At 69.2% G+C, this 17,955-nt stretch carries 15 protein-coding genes and 1 tRNA gene; 11 read left to right on the top strand and 5 right to left on the bottom strand.

The annotated features are described in order from the left end of the window. Nucleotides 1–52 precede the first annotated feature (52 nt). Nucleotides 53–361 carry a hypothetical protein gene (locus OF380_RS17845; RefSeq protein WP_264046291.1) on the bottom strand — a complete coding sequence of 103 codons (309 nt, stop codon included), beginning with the start codon at nt 359–361 and terminating at the stop codon, nt 53–55. 324 nt (nt 362–685) lie between these two features. Between OF380_RS17845 and hrcA the strand changes: the two genes are divergently transcribed. Continuing rightward, the gene (gene hrcA / locus OF380_RS17840) at nt 686–1,741 is read left to right on the top strand and encodes a heat-inducible transcriptional repressor HrcA (protein ID WP_264051379.1); all 1,056 of its coding nucleotides are present in this window, start codon (nt 686–688) and stop codon (nt 1,739–1,741) included. A gap of 52 nt (nt 1,742–1,793) precedes the next feature. On the opposite strand, the gene OF380_RS17835 is transcribed toward hrcA, so the two are convergent. Beyond that, nucleotides 1,794–2,645, bottom strand: a complete 852-nt coding sequence (locus tag OF380_RS17835; RefSeq protein WP_264046289.1) for a DUF1236 domain-containing protein — start codon at nt 2,643–2,645, stop codon at nt 1,794–1,796. A gap of 298 nt (nt 2,646–2,943) precedes the next feature. Between OF380_RS17835 and OF380_RS17830 the strand changes: the two genes are divergently transcribed. Then, nucleotides 2,944–4,302, top strand: a complete 1,359-nt coding sequence (locus OF380_RS17830) for an MFS family transporter (protein WP_264046287.1) — start codon at nt 2,944–2,946, stop codon at nt 4,300–4,302. Nucleotides 4,303–4,386: 84 nt separating this feature from the next. Here OF380_RS17830 and OF380_RS17825 read toward each other — a convergent pair whose 3' ends face one another. After that, complete coding sequence (locus tag OF380_RS17825) at nt 4,387–6,216, bottom strand: chloride channel protein (RefSeq protein WP_264046284.1); 1,830 nt, start codon at nt 6,214–6,216, stop codon at nt 4,387–4,389. A gap of 158 nt (nt 6,217–6,374) precedes the next feature. Here OF380_RS17825 and OF380_RS17820 point away from each other — a divergent pair. The 6 genes from OF380_RS17820 to OF380_RS17795 all read left to right on the top strand — a co-directional run bounded on the left by OF380_RS17820 (nt 6,375) and on the right by OF380_RS17795 (nt 11,344). Continuing rightward, nucleotides 6,375–6,451: transfer RNA gene (locus OF380_RS17820), tRNA-His, on the top strand. Nucleotides 6,452–6,661: 210 nt separating this feature from the next. Next, complete coding sequence (locus tag OF380_RS17815) at nt 6,662–7,828, top strand: lytic transglycosylase domain-containing protein (RefSeq protein WP_264046282.1); 1,167 nt, start codon at nt 6,662–6,664, stop codon at nt 7,826–7,828. Nucleotides 7,829–8,136: 308 nt separating this feature from the next. Continuing rightward, nucleotides 8,137–8,643, top strand: a complete 507-nt coding sequence (locus OF380_RS17810; protein WP_264051378.1) for a response regulator — start codon at nt 8,137–8,139, stop codon at nt 8,641–8,643. A gap of 128 nt (nt 8,644–8,771) precedes the next feature. After that, entirely contained in the window at nt 8,772–9,686 is a 915-nt protein-coding gene (locus tag OF380_RS17805; RefSeq protein ID WP_264051377.1) for a transglutaminase family protein, read from the top strand. A gap of 74 nt (nt 9,687–9,760) precedes the next feature. Beyond that, on the top strand, nt 9,761–10,567 hold the full coding sequence (locus OF380_RS17800) for a transglutaminase-like domain-containing protein (protein WP_264046281.1): 807 nt from the start codon (nt 9,761–9,763) through the stop codon (nt 10,565–10,567). A gap of 117 nt (nt 10,568–10,684) precedes the next feature. Continuing rightward, nucleotides 10,685–11,344, top strand: coding sequence for a L,D-transpeptidase (locus OF380_RS17795; RefSeq protein WP_264046279.1), 660 nt, complete (start codon nt 10,685–10,687; stop codon nt 11,342–11,344). Nucleotides 11,345–11,448: 104 nt separating this feature from the next. Here OF380_RS17795 and OF380_RS17790 read toward each other — a convergent pair whose 3' ends face one another. Both OF380_RS17790 and OF380_RS17785 read right to left on the bottom strand, forming a co-directional pair. Continuing rightward, nucleotides 11,449–11,802: a hypothetical protein gene (locus OF380_RS17790; RefSeq protein WP_264046277.1), complete on the bottom strand. Its 354-nt coding sequence runs from the start codon at nt 11,800–11,802 to the stop codon at nt 11,449–11,451. A 185-nt stretch (nt 11,803–11,987) separates the two neighbouring features. Next, nucleotides 11,988–12,479, bottom strand: coding sequence for a phasin (locus OF380_RS17785; protein ID WP_264051376.1), 492 nt, complete (start codon nt 12,477–12,479; stop codon nt 11,988–11,990). Nucleotides 12,480–12,713: 234 nt separating this feature from the next. Between OF380_RS17785 and OF380_RS17780 the strand changes: the two genes are divergently transcribed. From OF380_RS17780 to acs, 3 genes are all read left to right on the top strand, one after another. Then, nucleotides 12,714–15,395: a PAS domain-containing sensor histidine kinase gene (locus tag OF380_RS17780; protein WP_264046275.1), complete on the top strand. Its 2,682-nt coding sequence runs from the start codon at nt 12,714–12,716 to the stop codon at nt 15,393–15,395. Between the two features lie 115 nt (nt 15,396–15,510). Then, nucleotides 15,511–15,765, top strand: coding sequence for a hypothetical protein (locus OF380_RS17775; protein WP_264046273.1), 255 nt, complete (start codon nt 15,511–15,513; stop codon nt 15,763–15,765). Between the two features lie 147 nt (nt 15,766–15,912). After that, a complete protein-coding gene (gene acs, locus OF380_RS17770) occupies nt 15,913–17,862 on the top strand; it encodes an acetate--CoA ligase (protein WP_264046272.1) in 1,950 nt (649 codons plus the stop codon). Nucleotides 17,863–17,955: the final 93 nt, after the last annotated feature.

Raw genomic sequence — 17,955 nt, 5'->3', positions numbered from 1 at the left:
CGAGCGGCCCCGAGGTGTGGGCCGCCCGGCAGGGGCGGCCCGTCCCATCGGATCAGTAGCGGAAGCGGCGGTGGCCGTAATGGTGCCCGTGACGGTGACCGAAGCCGTGGCCGAAATGGCGGCGATGGTGATGGCCGAAATGCCGTCCGCGATGGTGGTGATGGAAGCGCCGGCCGCCGTAATGGCGCCGGTAGCCCCCGTACTGCACCTCGGTGAGGCCGGCGCTCGGGCCCGCAACTTCGGCGGACACGATCGCGGGCGCGGCCTGCGCACCCTTGGGCGTGCCGAACATCATCGCGCCGACGAGCGCCAGGGCGATGGCGAGGGTCTTGATCAGGCCGGATCGGGAGGTGTTTCTCATGGGGCTCTGTACTCCTGTGTACGGCGTGGGACCGCGCGCCTCGAACCGCCTGCACGCCGGGGCGATTCGCAACGCTCGGCCCGCCTGCTTCACGCAAGGCGGACACGGGTAACGCCGCTGTCGCCGGAATCGTCTCAGCGCGCCACGCCGGTTTTTTGAGCGGGACACCGGAGGATGACCCCAAGGACCAGAACGTGCACGCCGTATGCCGTCCCCGGGGCGCGTCCCTTCGCGGCCTTGTGTAGGATGCGCGAGGCGGCCACATTCACCGCCCAGGATTGACCCGTGACCGAGCCCGCAAGTCCCTTCGCCCCTTCCCAGCAGATGCAGGTGCTCAGCGCGTTGAACGAGCGCTCGCGCGAGATCTTCCGGCAGATCGTCGAGAGCTATCTCACGACGGGCGAACCCGTGGGCTCGCGCAACCTCGCCCGCATCCTGCCGATGACCCTGTCGCCGGCCTCGATCCGCAACGTGATGGCGGATCTGGAGCATTCCGGCCTCATCTTCGCGCCCCATGCCTCGGCCGGGCGGCTCCCCACGGAGCAGGGCCTGCGCTTCTTCGTGGACGCGATGCTCGAACTCGGCGATGTCGGCCGCGAGGAGCAGGAGCGGATCGAAGCGCAGATGCGGGCGGCCGCCTCCCGCCACACCTTCGATTCCGCGCTGGCCGAAGCCTCGATGCTGCTCTCGGGTATCTCGCGCGGGGCCGGGGTGGTGCTGACCACGAAGACCAACGTCCACCTGAAGCACATCGAGTTCGTGCGCCTCGATCCCACCCGCGCCCTGGTCGTGCTGGTCTCGGATGACGGCTCGGTGGAGAACCGCATCCTCGACCTGCCCGCCGGACTGCCGGCGAGCGCCCTGCAGGAGGCCTCCAACTACCTCAACGCCCGGCTCCAGGGTCGGACCCTCGGCACCCTGCGGGCCGAGATCGAGGCGGGGCGGCAGGCCATGAAGCGCGAACTCGACGCGATCACCGAGCGGCTGGTCGATGCGGGTCTCGCGGTCAGCGTCGGCCCGTCCGACGCGCGCCAGCTCATCGTGCGCGGGCAGTCGAACCTCCTCGACGACCTGCGGGCCGCCGAGGACCTGGAGCGCATTCGCCTGCTCTTCGACGACCTCGAGACGCAGAAGGACGTGATCGAACTGCTCTCCCGCGCCGAGGGCGGCGAGGGCGTGCGCATCTTCATCGGTTCGGAGAACAAGCTGTTCTCGCTCTCCGGATCCTCGATGATCGCGGCGCCCTTCCGCGACGGATCGCAGAAGATCGTCGGCGTGGTCGGCGTCATCGGGCCGACCCGGCTGAACTACGCCCGCATCGTGCCGATGGTCGACTACACCGCCCGGGTGGTCTCCGGCCTCCTCGACCGCAAGCGCTGAACGCCAGAGGGCGGAGCCTTCGCCCCGCCCCCCGTTCTTCGACCGTTGCGGATCAGCCGCGGATCACGTCGACGATCTCGTAGGTATCGGGGTCGACGATGACGATGTCGTCGTCCACCAGCACGTAGCGGTAATCCTCGTATTCGGGCGCGATCCGCACGATGTCCGGCGGCAGATCGTAGAGGGTGTAGCTGCGGGCGATGGCCGTGCCGACGCTGAGGGCGAAGGCCCCGGCGGCGAGGCGCGGAATCCCGCGGCGGAACACGCTCTGACGGAACTCGGTGCGCTGCGGCGCGCCGAGGCGTCCGTAGGCGCCCCGCACGGCCCCGCGATCGCCCCGGTCCGCGCGCCCGCCCCGGCCCTCGCGATCCATCCGTCCGCCGCGATCGCCCCGGTCGTCCCGGTCCGCCCGGCCGCCACGATCTCCCTGGCCATCGCGGTCGGCCCTGCCGTCGCGATCAGCCCTGCCGTCGCGATCGGGTGCGGTGCGATCGGCGCCGCCGCTGCGCGTCGTGGCACCGCCCTCTTCGCGGCCGCCCCGCTCGCCGGCCGCCTGACCGGGGCGTCCGTCCTGACGTCCCGCGCCACCCTCGGCACCACGGGGACCGGCCCCGCCCTCGGCACCACGTGCTCCGGGTCCGCCCGCGCCGCCGGGCTCGCCGCGCGATGCGCCGCCGCCGGTCTCCGCACCGCCCCCCGCGCCGCCGCGCATGCCGGCACCGCCACCGCCGGCTCCGCCGCCCGCGCCGCCGCCACTCATACCCGCACCACCGCCCGCACCACCGCCGGCCGCGCCCCCTGCCCCGCCGGCGCCCGCGCCGCCCGGTCCGCCCTGCGCGAAGGCCGTGGTGGCACCCAGCACCAGGGCCGCCGCCATCACCGTGCTTCGGAAGAATGTGTTCATGGGATCGTTTCCGCCTCGATCGGGATCAGGACGCCGCATGGGCGTCGTCGCCACCCGCAACGGAGACCGCTGAAAGACCGTTCCCGTTTTTCTACGGCTGATCTTCGGAAAACCCCGGCGCCCCCTATTCAGATCGAAGGATCAAGGTCAGCCATGGCTCTTCCACAGCCACGTTTCATCGAAATCTTGGGTGCGATCCGCAACGCCCTGATCACCCTTGTGAAATTCGCTTCAAGCGGTAACGTCCCGCGAAAGCAGGCCAGGGAACGGCGTGCACCGGGAAACAGGGACGAAACGGATGACAGGTGGCGCCGGACTTCAAGCGCACACGGCGGACGACGCCGCCGACAACCGACGCCGGATCAAGGCCATCGTCGCCTCCTCGTCGGGCAACCTCGTGGAGTGGTTCGACTTCTACTGCTACGCCTTCTTCGCGCTCTACTTCGCGCCGGTCTTCTTCCCCGAGGGCGATGACACCAGCCAGCTTCTGAAATCCGCCGCGGTCTTCGCGGTGGGGTTCTTCATGCGTCCCATCGGCGGGTGGCTGTTCGGCCGCATCGCCGACCGGCTCGGCCGCAAGACCTCGATGCTGATCTCGGTGCTGATGATGTGCGCCGGCTCGCTGATGATCGCGATCCTGCCGACCTACGCCACGGCGGGGCATCTCGCGCCCGCCCTCCTGCTGCTGGCCCGCATGATCCAGGGGCTCTCGGTGGGCGGCGAGTACGGCACCAGCGCCACCTACATGAGCGAGATCGCCGTGAAGGGTCGGCGTGGCTTCTTCGCCTCGTTCCAGTACGTGACGCTGATCGGCGGCCAGCTCCTCGCCTCGCTGGTGCTCATCGTCCTGCAGAGCTTCCTCACCGCCCAGCAGCTCACCGCCTGGGGCTGGCGCATCCCGTTCGTGATCGGCGCCATCGCGGCGGTGGTCGCGCTGTATCTGCGCTCGTCGCTGCAGGAGACCGCGACGAAGGAAGACATGGCCTCGAAGGAATCCGGGACCTTCTCGGCCCTGTTCAAGCACTGGCGCGCCTTCTGCGTGGTGCTGGCCTACACGGCAGGCGGCTCCTTGAGCTTCTACACCTTCACCACCTACATGCCGAAGTACCTCTTCAACACGGCGCATATCGACAAGGTCACCGCCTCGCAGATCTCCACCGCCGCGCTGTTCGTCTACATGATCATCCAGCCCTTCTTCGGCTGGCTGTCGGACCGGATCGGCCGCAAGGCCAACATGCTGCTCTATAGCGGTCTCGGCACCCTGATGGTGGTGCCCCTGATGACCGCCATCGGCAGCACCCAGAACGCGGTCCTGTCCTTCGCGCTGATCATGGTCGGCCTGATCGTGATCAGCTTCTACACGGGCATCAGCGGTATCGTGAAGGCGGAGCTGTTCCCGACGCAGGTGCGGGCGCTCGGCGTCGGCCTCTCCTACGCCATCGCCAACTCGTTGTTCGGCGGAACGGCCGAGATGGTCGCCCTCTACCTGAAGCAGCTCGGCTCGGAGAGCAGCTTCTTCTGGTACGTCACGGTCATGCTCGGCATCGCCTTCATCGGCTCGCTGATCATGCCGAACCCCAAGCGCCACGGCTATCTCGACGGCGACGGCACCGTCGAGGAGGCCCTGATGCGCAAGACCCGGCTCTCGGCCGCCTGACGGCCGTCGACACGGCTCTGAGCGAGAAAAGCCCGCGGCGAGCGATCGCCGCGGGCGTCTTTCTGTCCCGTCCGGTGTCGCGCGTCAGCCCGCCTCGCCCAGCACCGCCCGGCGCTGGCGGTCCAGTTCCTCGCTGTAGCGCTTCAGCGTGTGGCTTTCGGTGAGGAGGCCGATCACCCGGCGGCTCTGGAGGTCGTCGACCACCGCGAGGGCCTCGCTCTCGGTGCGGTCGAAGATGGCGGTGGCGACCTTGGCGTTCATGTCGGCGGTGAGCACGTCCTGCGGGTGGCGCAGGAGTTCGCCGAGGCCGGGCTCCCCCTCCTCCGCCTCCCGCAGGGCCGCATGCGCCTCGGGCACCAGGACGATGCCGGCGTATCGGCCCGCCTCGTCCACCATCACCACCCGCGAGGGCGAGCCGAGGGGGTGCTTGCGCAGGAAGGCCGAAAGGGTCTGGTCGAGCGCGGCGGTCGGCACCTCGCGGCGCATCAGCCGGCCGACCGTCAGGGAGCGGATCCAGCCGACATCGTGCGCGCTGCGGATGCTCTCGCCGCGCAGGTGGAAGCGCCAGGTGGCGAAGGAATACCCGAAGGTCTTGCGGACGGTCAGCGACGAGGCGATCACCGCCACCAGCACCAGGCCCGTGATGGGGAAGCTGCCGGTGAGTTCGAGGGCGAGGAACGTCATCGTCAGCGGCCCGCCGATCACCGCCACGGCGAGCGCGCTCATCCCGATCACCGCATAGGCGAGCGGCGTCAACCCGAACGCCACCATGCCGGGCAGGACCAGGGGCATCCCGGCCGCGAAGATCTCGCCCGCGATCGCCCCGAGGAACAGCGAGGCGAAGAACAGGCCGCCGCGAAACCCCGATCCGATCGAGATCGCCGAGGCGGTGGCCTTGGCCACGAACAGCAGGATCAGGGCCGGAAGGGCGAGGCCGGTGCCGTGCGCCTCCAGGTGCAGGTGCAGCGCGCCGTGGCCACCCGACAGCACCTGGGGCGAGACGGCCAGCGCCAGGGCGCCGACGCAGAGCCCGCCCACGGTCGGAGCCAGCAGGGCCGGCAGGCGGCTCGCGCGGAACCCGGCCTCCACCAGGGTGACTCCCCGCATGATGAGGATGCCGAGCCCGGCGCAGATCAGGCCGAGGACGAGGCCGGGCACGGTGTCGGCCGTGGTGAGCACGGTGGTGGTGACGGCATCGGCCCGGTCGAGGGTGACGAGCGCGGTCTGTCCCACCAGCGCCCGGGCCACGACGCTGCCGCACAGGGCCGCCACCGCGACGGGCGTCAGGGTCGCGATGGAATAGGTGCCGATGATGAGCTCGAAGGCATAGAACGCGCCCGTCAGCGGGGCGCCGAAGGCGGCCGCGATGGCGGCGGCCGCCCCGCAGCCGACGAGCGTGCGCTGGTCGGCGCGGCGCAGTTCGAAGGACAGCCCGAGGCGCGAGGCGAGCCCGGCACAGAACTGGGTGTAGGCGGCCTCCATCCCCACCGAGACGCCGCTGCCGTTCGAGATCACGTTCTGGAGGGTGAGGAGGCTGGAATCCCGGACCGACATCCGCCCGCCATGCAGGGCGTTCGCCTCGATCGGGTCGATGATCGCGCGGCGGGGCCGGCGGCGCCAGCGCAGAAGCAGTGCCAGGCAGGCCAGGAGGACGCCGCCGAAGGCCGGCGCGAGCAGGACCGCGGCGGGCGACAGGCCGGTGGCGGCACTGAGGCGCATGCCCGGCGACAGGCCATAGAGCGCCTCGCGCATCGCCTGCGTGAGATGGATCAGGGCCGCCACCGCGACCCCGCCCCCACAGCCCACCAGGGCCGCCAGCAGCACGAGGCCGATCTCGCTGCCGCGCACCAGGGCGCGCAGGCGCGCCGGCGCCTGGACCAGGATCACTTCGGTGAGCGGGGGTCGGGAGGACATGGTGTGGGGTATCGGTGGCCCGGCGGTCGGCCTGCTTAGACCGGGTGGCGCGCCCGCGTCGACCGGCGATCGCCGGACGGATCCGATCCACACTTTCGCAGACGAACCTGCGAAGGCGGCTTGAAATGCGGCGCGGCTCGGGATAGATCGCCCGCAGTGCCGCTGTAGCTCAGTTGGTTAGAGCGCTTGATTGTGGATCAAGAGGTCCCCCGTTCGAGCCGGGGCAGTGGTACCATTCCTTTCCATCGTGATCGATGAACCGGCGGCGGTCATGCCTTGAGCATGGCCGCCGTTGGCATTGGCGGGATGCGTTCCGGCATGTGCCAAAACGCTCTCGACACCGTGTCAAACTTGCCACGGGATTGCCCCAAATCGGGCCGTGTTGTCGCCACATCTGTCAAGCTAATCTCAACCCGTCACCAGGGCACGAGGTTGGAACGCGCAGATGCAGGTTCGGAATGTCGGATCGTCACGGACTGCCTTCGCCAAAGCGCCCGCGACCAAGGGTCTGCTCGCGCCGCATGCCGGATCGGCGCCGTCGGACGCCCTGACGCTCGGGGGGCGCGTCGGCCGCCAGCACGGCAGCCGCCCGGCCCTGACGCGCTCGGTCCTCTCCATGCTCCTGCTGGCCGGCGGGCTCGGCGCCGTCCTCTCCTACGGGATCGGGCCGGAGGCGGGCGTGGTGCAATCCGCCCAGGCGATGACCGAGGTGTCGATGCCGAAGCCGCGCGTCCAGCCGGTCCCGGTCATCCTCCAGGCCAGCGTGTCGGCGCCCACCGCGCGCTCGGTGATCACCGCCTCCTCCGCCTTCGCGGCGGTGCACGACCTCGATACCGAGATCGGCTCCCACGCGGTCGACCGCGTCTCGTACGATTATCTGCTGAACGAGAGCGCGGTCGGTGATCCCAACGACGTCCTCGAATTCGGCCCCATGAAGATCCGGCGCCACCTGGTGCAGAAGATCATCCGGGCGGCCCAGGCGGTCCAGACCGACCCGGTGCTGCTGATGGCGGTGGCCGACAAGGAATCGAGCTTCAAGACCGAGGTCCAGGCACAGACCTCGTCGGCCACCGGGCTGTTCCAGTTCATCGAGCGGACCTGGCTCGGGGTGGTCCGGGATTTCGGACCGAAATACGGCCTCGCCACCGACGCGGCTCTGATCGTGTCGGGCGACAACGGCCGCCCGGCGGTGAGCGATGCCGCCGAGCGCACCCGCATCCTCGAGATGCGCCGCGACCCCTACCTCTCGGCCCTGATGGCGGGCGAGATGCTCAAGCGCGACGCCGCCCGCATCGCCCTGCGCATCGGCCGCGAACTCACCCTCGGCGAGGTCTACCTCGCGCACTTCCTCGGCCCGGACGATGCCGAGGATTTCCTCGCCACCGTGGTCGACAAGCCGAAGGCCGCCGCCGCCCAGATGCTGCCGGGCCCGGCGCGGGCCAACCGGTCGATCTTCTTTGCCGCCCAGCGCGGGCGCCGCAAGGCCGCGAGCCTCTCGGTCGCGGAAGTCCACGAGAAGTTCGAGACCATGATGAGCACGCGCGGAGCGCGCTACCGCGATGTCCGCTCGGTGGCCGGCGTGATGGCCTATGCCGACACGACCGTGGACTGACGCGGTGCGCCTCGGCGCCCCTGCCGACGTGGATGCCGGTCCGGCCTCCGAGAGCGCGCCGAGCCGAGGACCTGACACGGCGCCCCGTCGCAACGCGATCGAAAATGGTCGCCGACTGTCGCCCGACGGGATGATTCCCGGCAACTGACTGTCACGTCCCGACTTTACAGTCCGCGTGGCACGTGGCGGCCGCGTTTCGTGGCTGCGTTCCGTGGCACAGATGTCGGAGGCTTCGCTTGACGGACTCGAAGGGCCCTGCGCCGACCCACTCCCTGTCCGCGCCTCCGGTGGACACGCTGACACCCGGCCTGTCCCTCAACCGGATCGGGCAGGCGCTCGCGGCCTTCTACGACGACCTCATCGCCGAGGGCGTTCCCGAGCATCTCGCCGGCCTGGTGCGCCAGGTTCAGCCCGAAGCCGCGGCCCAGCCGAAGTCGGGGCGCATCGCCCTCGTGGTCGAGGACGACGAGGCGACCCGCCATCTCGCCGAAGCCCTGCTCGGCGACACCGATCTCGAGGTGATCGGCTGCGACAGCGCCGAGGCGGCGCTCGCCATTATGCGCGAGCGGGGCGGACGCGTTGCCCTGGTCTTCGCCGATGTCCGCCTCGCGGGACCGATGGATGGCCTGCAGCTCGCCTCGGCCATCGCGCTGCTCTGGCCCACCGCCCGGATGGTCGTGACATCCGGCCACCGCGCGGACCGGCCGGGCGCCCTTCCGCCGCAAGCGGTCTTCATTCCGAAACCCTGGCGTCCCTTCGACCTCCTGGTCGAGGCCGAGCGCGCCACCACCGAACGACAACCGATCGTTCGCTGACGGACAGCCGCGTCGCCCCTGCCTCGGTCACCCCTCTGGCCGCTCCGGGCGGCGCACCTCTTGCTTACCCGGATCCCAGCGTCCGTGCCGATACACCCGTGTCCTTCGGCGCGGTGGAGCCGCTTCCCGTGCCGATCCTCTCCGTCCGCCACGTCACCACCTACCGCTACCGCCAGCCGGTGGCGTTCGGCGAGCACCGCATCCTCTTCCGCCCGCGCGACAGCTACGATCAGCGCCTCATCTCGGCGAGCCTGAAGATCACCCCGGAGCCGAGCGGCCTGCGCTGGCTGCACGACGTGTTCGGGAATTGCGTCGCGGTGGCTTCCTTCAGCGGCCGGGCGGCCCAGCTTCGTTTCGAATGCGCGATCACCCTCGACCATACGCCGGAATCGGCGCCGGTCTTCCCGATCTCCTCGCACGCCGCCTTCTATCCCTTCGGCTACAGCGCCGAGGACATCCCCGACCTCAGCCGGTCGATGGAGCGCCAGTACTCCGACCCGCGCAACGAGGTTGATGCCTGGGCCCGCAGCTTCGTTCCGGCGCAAGGCCCCATCGGCACGCAGGACCTGCTGGCCGAGATGACTCGCAGCGTCCGCCGCAACTTCGCCTATCTCGCCCGTTCGGAGAAAGGCGTCCAGGACCCCCTCACCACCCTCCGGCTCAAGCGCGGCAGCTGCCGCGACTTCGCGGTGTTGATGATCGAGGCCGTGCGCGCCCTCGGCATGGCGGCACGCTTCGTCTCCGGCTACCTCTACAACCCCAGGGGGGACCGTAACCGCCACGTGGGCGGTGGCTCGACTCATGCTTGGGTGCAGGTCTACCTGCCGGGCGCCGGGTGGATCGAGTTCGACCCCACGAACGGGATCGTCGGGAACCGCGACCTGATCCGCGTGGCGGTGGCGCGCGACCCGCGCCAGGCGGTGCCGTTGCACGGGTCGTTCTTCGGGTTTCCCGCCGATGATCTCGGCATGATCGTGAGTGTCGAGGTCGACGAGGTCGAGCCCGGGAGCGGGGCTGCGACCGGGTCCGGTCTGGTGCGTTGACAAGTCGGCCGGGTCCGGGCCTGCCGGCTCGTAGAAGTAAAGCGTGTGGCTTTCGATAGGATCGGGTGAGTGTCATGAAGATCAGGACGGGATTCGACATCGCCTTCGAATCGGTTCAGCCGACGCCCATGATCCTCGCGTTGAGCGTGCATCCCTCACGGATGCCGGACGTGATGACCCCCCACGTCATCAGCTTCGATCCGCCGATCCCCTGCCAGGAGTACCGCGACAGCTTCGACAACATCTGTACCCGCATCGTCACGCCGCCGGGACGCCTGACCATCTCGGCCGACTTCATCGTGCAGGATTCCGGCCTGCCGGACGCCTACGCGCCCTACGCCCAGCAGATCGAGGTCCAGAACCTTCCCAACGAGGTGCTGGTCTACCTCCTGGGCAGTCGCTACTGCGACACCGACAAGCTGTCCGAGACCGCGTGGTCGCTCTTCGGCGGGACGCCCCTGGGCTGGGCTCGCGTGCAGGCGATCTGCGACTACGTCCACGACCGCATCCGTTTCGACTACATGTGTGCCGACGCGACGCGCACTGCCTGGGACGGATTCATGCAGCGGCAGGGTGTCTGCCGCGATTTTGCGCATCTGGCGGTCGCATTCTGCCGCTGCATGAACATTCCGGCGCGCTACTGCACCGGGTATCTCGGCGATATCGGCGTGCCGCCCGTGCCCGACCCGATGGATTTTTCGGCCTGGTTCGAGGCCTATCTCGACGGCACCTGGTACACCTTCGACGCCCGGCACAACACGCCGCGAATCGGCCGGATCGTGATGGCGCGCGGACGCGATGCCACCGACGTCGCGATCACCACGAACTTCGGCTACTCGCACCTCGCCCGCTTCGATGTGCACACCGACGAAGTCTTCTGAACCCTGGGTGACGCGGGTCCCACCACGAAGATGACGAAATCGTCAAGGTGCCATGGAACCACCCGGCCGTGCTTACGCTTGTACAGCAAAGGTTACGGCTCAGGTAAGGTATCGGCAATGAAGACCTTGGCGACCGCCCTTGTGGGCATACTCGGTGTTTGCGCGCTCTCGACGAGCGCGGTTCAAGCAAGCCCCTACGATCCGTTCGGCAGCAACGGCGGCGACGATTACTACGGCGATCCGGCCTACGCCTATGGCCGCGCCACGGACGATCCCTACGGCTACCAGGGCACGGTGGGCCAGGGCGTCCAGGCGGCGCCCCAGGCGCAGGTCGCCCCGATCCCGCGTGAGATCGTCGCCTTCAACGGCAACTACAAGCCCGGCACGATCGTGGTCTCCACGGCCGAGCGGCGCCTGTACTTCGTGATGCCCAACGGCGAGGCCATCCGTTACGGCGTCGGCGTCGGCCGCCCGGGCTTCACCTGGTCCGGCGTCAAGACCGTGACGGCCAAGAAGGAGTGGCCGTCCTGGACCCCGCCGGCGGCGATGATCGCACGCCGTCCCGACCTGCCGCGCTACATGGCGGGCGGCGTCGAGAACCCGCTCGGTGCACGGGCCATGTATATCGGCAGCACCGAGTACCGCATCCACGGCTCGAACGAGCCGGACACGATCGGTCAGGCCGTCTCCTCCGGCTGCATCCGGATGACCAACGAGGACGTCACAGACCTCTACGAGCGCGTGAAGGTGGGAGCGAAGGTCGTCGTCCTGAACTGATCGTCGGACCGGTACGTTTCCCGAAACGCGAAGGCCGCGCCGTCCGATTGGGCGGCGCGGCCTTCGCCGTTTTCGTGTCCGTCGATGTCAGGGAGCCCCCGATGTCAGGGAACCACGCGGCCGACGGCGGTCTGGGGCGAACTGAGGGGCGCGATCGGCATGTCGCAGAAGCAGCGGGCACCCAGGGGGCGCGGGCCGGGCAGCGGGCAGGAGAAGGGCTGGAAGCCGCTCAGACCCGACTGCACGGCGTCGCAATTCAGGCCGACGGCGCGGCGCGAAGCCGGGCGGGCGTAGCGCTCATCGCCGTAATCGGGGCGCGGCGGCAGGCGACGCTCCTCGTAGACACGGCGCGGCGGCCGGTCATAGCCGTCGTCGTAGTACTGGGCGCTCGCACCCTGTACCCCGGCCAGCCCCGCCAGGAGCGTGAGGGTCAGACGGAATCGATTGGCAGGTCGCATGGCGTTTCGCCTCTCTCGACAGCGCCGGCCCCGAACGAAACGCCGGGGCCGCTCGCGGCCAGGGTTAGGAGACGGAGCCGCCGGGGGCAAGCGCCGACGCTCTTACGAAAACAGCCCGTCCGCGTGGCGCGAAACGGGCTGTCGGCATGGTGCAGCGCCGCAAAGATGCGGCGCCGGATCGGGAATCAGGAGTTGGTGGCGTTCCGCGCGGCCTGCTCGGCATCGTTGCCGGCCTTGCGCGCCGCCTCGGCGCCTTCCTGCATGGCCTTACGGGCGTGCTCGGCGCCTTCCTGCATGGCGCCCTTGGCTTTCTCGGCGCTCTGCTGGATCGCCGTCTGGGCCAGGCCGCCGAACTCCTTGGCCTGCGCCTGGATCGCGGCGAACTGGCTGCGAACGAACTCGGCCTGGTGCTGCATGGCTTCCTGCAGGTCGCGCGAGCGCACCAGCTTCTGGGCGAGGTCGAAGGCCGCGGTCACGTTCTGCTCGGCGAACTCGAAGCCGCGCGCCGAAACGTCCTGGGCGTTGGTACGCGCCGACTCGGCGGAGCTCTGCACGGTGTCGGCAGTCCGGCGGGCGGCACTGATGAACGAGTCGAAGGCCTTGCGGGCCTGATCGACGCTCTTCTCCGCGAAGTCGCGCATCTCGGCGGGAACCTCGTAATTCGGGGTGCTGGTCATCATCCTCTCCTCGTTCAGACTTGTTGATGGCTTGTTGTGCGCTGCACAATAGCACGGCGCCAGCCCTATGCCACCCTGCTCGGGTGCATTAAGGTTGACAACAGGTAAACGAGGTTCGTCCCCCTCTATGGCTTCCGGGAAGGCCGCGACGCAGTAAAAAGGCTTTCACGTCTCTGAAATCGTCACGCGAAACAGGTGCGGATGTTCGACAGCGGGGGTTCAGGGCCAGGACGGGTGAGCGACGCGGCGCAGTGGCTGGCGCGCGCGTGCAATGCTGATTCGTCGCTCGCGCGACAGTTGTCCGATCCGGGGGCGGTGTTCCTCGTCCTCGATGCGGCGGGTGAGCACATCCTCCACGCGTCCTCTGCGGCGTCCGACCTGCGGGACGCGATCGCCGGACCCGATGGACGCCTCGATCCGCGTTCGCGGATCGGGGTCGAGATCGCCCGCGCACGGCCCGCGCCCGACGTGCCGCTTCTTCTGCGCGTGCAACTCGATCCGCGCCGGATCGCGCCGCCCGTGCTGATGACGCTGATCCGAAAGGCCGACGCCGAGGGACCGGACCTCCTCGTCCTGCTCGCGACCACCCCCCTTCCGAAGCGACGGAGCCGCCCGGCCCTCGCCGTCACCGGACCGGAAGCTCCGGATTCCGGGTTGCCCGCCTCCCCGGCCATCGCCGAGGCGCCGGCGAATCCCGAGGCCGCCGATGCACCCGCGCAGCCGCCCGCGCCCGAGGCTCCGCAACGCGCCCAGCGTTTCACGTGGCGCAGCGATGCTGCCGGCACGGTGATCGAGCTCTCCGCGTCGGCGGGAGAGCGCCTGCGGGGGCGGATGCTCGGACGGACGTGGCGGGAGCTGTCCGAATCCGGAGCCCTGACCGACGCGCAGGGCCTGATCGCGGCCCTGGCCCAGGCCCGCACCTTCCGATCGATTCCGCTCACGCTGCTGTCGGATCCCGAAACGGTCGTCGAACTCGACCTGTCCGGATCGCCGGTCGATCGGACAGGGCGGGACTTCCGGGGCTTCGGCCAGGTCCGGTCGATCGGGCCCTGCCCGCAGGACCGCGCCTGCACGCCTTCGGTGGCGACGGCGCCGCCCGCGCCCGTAGATCCTCAGGCCGCGACCGTCATGCCCGCGATTGTCATGCCCGCGCCGTCTGCTCCGGAGGCGGATCTCCCGGCGATGACCTCGCCGGGGCCCGTGGATCCCCCGGTCGCGCTGGCCGTCGCCGAGTCGCCCGGTCCGGAGCCTGCGCCGGCGGCGGATGTCTCGGAGAGCCTCGCGGATCCCGCCTTGTCCAGCCACGAGCACGCGGCGTTCCGCGAGATCGCGCGCGCTTTGGGAGCCCGGTTCGCCGGTGACGACGCGCCGGAAGCCACCGAGGCGCGGGGCCTGCCCTGTGCCGTCATGCCGTTTCCGGTCGCGGCGATTCGCGGCTCCGATCCGGCGGCGGACACCGATGCCGCGATGATCGCCACCCTCGAACGCCTGCCCGCCGGTGTGCTGGTCTACCGCGAGAACGCGATCCTGTTCGCCAATCGCCGCCTGCTCGACCTCACGGGGTACGCGGATGCGGCGTCCCTCGATGCCTCGGGCGGAATCGGGAACCTGTTTCGCGGCCTTACGCCCCATGCGCGCGAACCCGGCGACACGCCGATCGTCCTGGCCGCCCGCGATGGGCGGCGGGTCGGCGTTCTCGTGGAGCACTCGGTCGTGGACTGGGCGGGGCAGCCCGCCGAATTGCTGCTCGCCCGCGATGCCGTGGCGGGCGAGGCGGCGCGCCTGCGCGAAGCGACCGCCCTGGCCCAGGATTTTGCGGATCGGCGGGGGGCAGACGCCCTGGCGGTGATCGACACCCTCGATGACGGGATCGCGACCCTCGACGACCAGGGCCGCATCCTGGCGCTCAACCGCAGCGCCGCCACGCTCTTCGGCGTCGATCCCCGCGAGGTGGTCGGCGCCAGCTTCCTCGGTCTGTTCGCTCCCGACAACGCCGTGGACCTGCTGGCGCGGCTGCATGCGGAGCCGGGCGCGGCGCCCGCCGGCCCCGCCACTGTCGCCCGGCGCGGCGGGGGGCGGGCCCTGCAGGTCCGGGTGCTGCCCCTGATCGACGACCCGCGGAACCGTCTCTGCGCCGTGATCGGTGAGGCGCCGGTTCCGAGCCGGCGCGAGGCCGACGCCTTCGACGGCCGCCGGGCGGCCGAAGCGGCCAGCGTCCAGAAATCCGATTTCCTGGCGAAGGTCGCCCACGAGATCCGTACGCCGATCAACGGGATCCTCGGCTTTGCCGACCTCATCCTGACGGAGCAGGCCGGACCTCTCGGGTCGGAGCGCTACCGCGAATACCTGCGGGACATCCACGCCTCCGGCACCCACGTCCTCGATCTCGTCAACGACCTGCTCGATCTGGCTCGCATCGAGGCGGGTCGCCTCGATCTGAACATCACCGAGATCCCCCTGAACGACGTGGTGACGCGCTGCGTCTCCCTGCTCCAGCCCCAGGCTGCGCGGGAGCGGATCGTGCTGCGCACGAGCTTCTCCTCCGATCTCGCGCCCCTGATGGCGGACGAGCGCTCGGTGCGCCAGGCCGCCCTGAACGTGATCGCCAATGCCATCGCGTTCACGCAAGCCGGCGGACAGGTGATTGTCTCGACCACGATGGCGGATCGGGGCGAGATCGCCCTGCGGGTCCGGGACACCGGGATCGGCATGACGGCGGACGAGGTCGACGTCGCCCTGCAGCCTTTCCGTCAGGTCCGGCCGACGGGTCCACGCCGGGGCACCGGCCTCGGCCTGCCTCTGACCAAGGCCCTGGTGGAGGCCAACCAGGGACGTTTCCGCATCGAAAGCCAGAAGGACGAGGGCACCCTGGTCGAGATGCTGTTTCCCGTGGACGCCGCCACGAAGCGGGCCTGATCCCGTACGGTCGCGGCCCGGCGCCGAATACCAAGTACCAGGTGCCATGGGCCATGGGCGCCGGGCGAAACTCCTGGCGGAGGCCCGCGTTTTCCCTCCAATCATGGAGGTTACGATGCGTCGTACAGTACTGATCCTCGCCCTCGGGTTCAGCCTGCCGCTGGCCGCCCAGGCGCAGCAATCCGGAACCCTGCCGCCCGAACAGAACCTCGGATCGGCCGGCCAATTCCGCAACATCACCGCGACCGGCACGACGAAGCCGCCGGGCGGCGGTGGGCCGGCATCCCAGAGCGAACCCTCGGAGCCCACGCGCAAGCAGCAGGCGATCGACCGCAAGGTCGAAACGGGTATCTGCGTTGGGTGCAATTGAAGAGCGCTCGAACAGATGTGCGCAACTGTCCTGAAGCCTGCCGCATCGGTGCTTGCGGCGGGGATCGCCATGCGCCTATGACGGTAATCGGAAGACCCGGCTGCGTGAACAGTCGCGATACGATCGGGCGCCGACAGGGAAGAAGCGATGGACGAGAAGGTGGTCGAAGTCCGATCTGCATGGAGCGAGGGCGCTCACGTCGACGACGCCCAGTATCAGGCCATGTATCAAGCCTCCGTGGCGGATCCGGAGGCGTTCTGGGCCGAGCACGGCAAGCGCATCGATTGGATGACGCCGTTCACCCGCGTCAAGGACACCAGCTTCGAGCCGGGCCGGATCTCGATCCGCTGGTTCGAGGACGGGCGCACCAACGTCGCCTATAACTGCATCGATCGCCACCTCGAGACGCGCGGCGACCAGGTCGCGATCATCTGGGAAGGCGACGATCCGAACGAATCGAAGCACATCACCTATCGGCAGCTTCATGCCGAAGTCGGCCGGATGGCCAACGTGCTGCGCAACCGCGGCGTGTCGAAGGGCGACCGGGTCACGATCTACCTTCCGATGATCCCGGAGGCGGCCTACGCGATGCTGGCCTGCGCGCGTCTCGGCGCCATCCACTCCATCGTGTTCGGCGGCTTCTCCCCCGATTCCCTGGCCGGACGCATCGAGGGCTGCGCCTCGAAGATGGTCATCACGGCGGACGAGGGCCTGCGCGGCGGCCGCAAGGTTCCCCTGAAGGCCAATGTCGACGCGGCGATCGCGCGTCTGCCGAAGGACAGCGTCGATCACGTCGTGGTGGTGCGCCGCACCGGTTCTTCGATCCCGATGGAGGCCGGCCGCGACGTCTATTACGACGAGGCCGCCGCCCAGGTCACCGACGATTGTCCCGCCGAGCCCGTCGAGGCCGAGCACCCGCTCTTCATCCTCTACACCTCCGGCTCCACCGGGCAGCCGAAGGGCGTGGTACATACCACCGGCGGTTACCTCGTCTACGCCTCGATGACGCACCAGTACGTCTTCGATTACCGCGAGGGCGAGATCTACTGGTGCACGGCCGATGTGGGCTGGGTCACGGGCCATTCCTACATCGTCTACGGGCCCCTCGCGAACGGCGCGACCACGCTGATGTTCGAGGGCATTCCGACCTATCCGTCGAACTCGCGGTTCTGGGACGTCGTCGACAAGCACGGGGTCAACATCTTCTACACCGCCCCGACCGCGATCCGTTCGCTGATGGGCGGCGGCGAGGGCCCGGTGAAGAAGACCTCGCGGGCCTCCCTGCGCGTCCTCGGCTCGGTGGGCGAGCCGATCAACCCGGAAGCCTGGGACTGGTACTACCGGGTGGTGGGCGATTCGCGCTGCCCCATCGTGGACACCTGGTGGCAGACCGAGACCGGCGGCATTCTGATCACGCCCCTGCCGGGGGCCACGAAGCTGAAGCCGGGCTCGGCCACGCGCCCGTTCTTCGGCGTGCAGCCCATCGTGGTCGATGCCGAGGGCAAGGTTCAGGACGGTCCCTGCGAGGGCAACCTCTGCATCAAGGATTCCTGGCCCGGCCAGATGCGCACGGTCTACGGCGACCACGAGCGCTTCGAGCAGACCTACTTCTCGACCTATCCGGGCAACTACTTCACCGGTGACGGCTGCCGCCGCGATGCGGACGGTTATTACTGGATCACCGGCCGGGTCGACGACGTCATCAATGTCTCGGGTCACCGCATGGGCACGGCGGAGGTCGAATCCTCCCTGGTGGCGCATCCGAAGGTCTCGGAGGCCGCCGTCGTCGGCTACCCACACACCGTCAAGGGCCAGGGCATCTACGCCTACGTCACCCTGATGGAGGGCGAGGAGGGCTCGGACGAACTGCGCAAGGAACTCGTGACCTGGGTCCGCAAGGATATCGGCCCGATCGCCTCCCCCGACCTGATCCAGTTCGCCCCGGGCCTGCCCAAGACGCGTTCGGGCAAGATCATGCGCCGGATCCTGCGCAAGATCGCCGAGGACGAGTTCTCCTCGCTCGGCGATACCTCGACCCTCGCCGAGCCGGCGGTGGTCGATGACCTCATCGAGAATCGCCAGAACCGGACGCACTGAACGACACCGGATTTGTCGACCGCGGGCATCCTCGACGATGCCCGCGCGGAATCACGTCTGCATCCAAGCTTCATCACACAACAGGACGCCGCT

The sequence above is a fragment of the Methylobacterium sp. FF17 genome (assembly GCF_025813715.1).
GTDB classification, from domain to species: domain Bacteria; phylum Pseudomonadota; class Alphaproteobacteria; order Rhizobiales; family Beijerinckiaceae; genus Methylobacterium; species Methylobacterium flocculans.
The sequence above is the reverse complement of the archived record's forward strand: the minus strand, read 5'-3'. Positions and strand labels throughout refer to the sequence as shown.

Excerpts from the sequence above, each read along its gene's own strand:
- OF380_RS17845 (WP_264046291.1), bottom strand. The coding sequence starts at position 361 with ATGAGAAACACCTCCCGATCCGGCCTGATCAAGACCCTCGCCATCGCC.
- hrcA (WP_264051379.1), top strand. The coding sequence starts at position 686 with ATGCAGGTGCTCAGCGCGTTGAACGAGCGCTCGCGCGAGATCTTCCGG.
- OF380_RS17835 (WP_264046289.1), bottom strand. The coding sequence starts at position 2,645 with ATGAACACATTCTTCCGAAGCACGGTGATGGCGGCGGCCCTGGTGCTG.
- OF380_RS17830 (WP_264046287.1), top strand. The coding sequence starts at position 2,944 with ATGACAGGTGGCGCCGGACTTCAAGCGCACACGGCGGACGACGCCGCC.
- OF380_RS17825 (WP_264046284.1), bottom strand. The coding sequence starts at position 6,216 with ATGTCCTCCCGACCCCCGCTCACCGAAGTGATCCTGGTCCAGGCGCCG.
- OF380_RS17815 (WP_264046282.1), top strand. The coding sequence starts at position 6,662 with ATGCAGGTTCGGAATGTCGGATCGTCACGGACTGCCTTCGCCAAAGCG.
- OF380_RS17800 (WP_264046281.1), top strand. The coding sequence starts at position 9,761 with ATGAAGATCAGGACGGGATTCGACATCGCCTTCGAATCGGTTCAGCCG.
- OF380_RS17795 (WP_264046279.1), top strand. The coding sequence starts at position 10,685 with ATGAAGACCTTGGCGACCGCCCTTGTGGGCATACTCGGTGTTTGCGCG.
- OF380_RS17790 (WP_264046277.1), bottom strand. The coding sequence starts at position 11,802 with ATGCGACCTGCCAATCGATTCCGTCTGACCCTCACGCTCCTGGCGGGG.
- OF380_RS17785 (WP_264051376.1), bottom strand. The coding sequence starts at position 12,479 with ATGACCAGCACCCCGAATTACGAGGTTCCCGCCGAGATGCGCGACTTC.
- OF380_RS17775 (WP_264046273.1), top strand. The coding sequence starts at position 15,511 with ATGCGTCGTACAGTACTGATCCTCGCCCTCGGGTTCAGCCTGCCGCTG.
- acs (WP_264046272.1), top strand. The coding sequence starts at position 15,913 with ATGGACGAGAAGGTGGTCGAAGTCCGATCTGCATGGAGCGAGGGCGCT.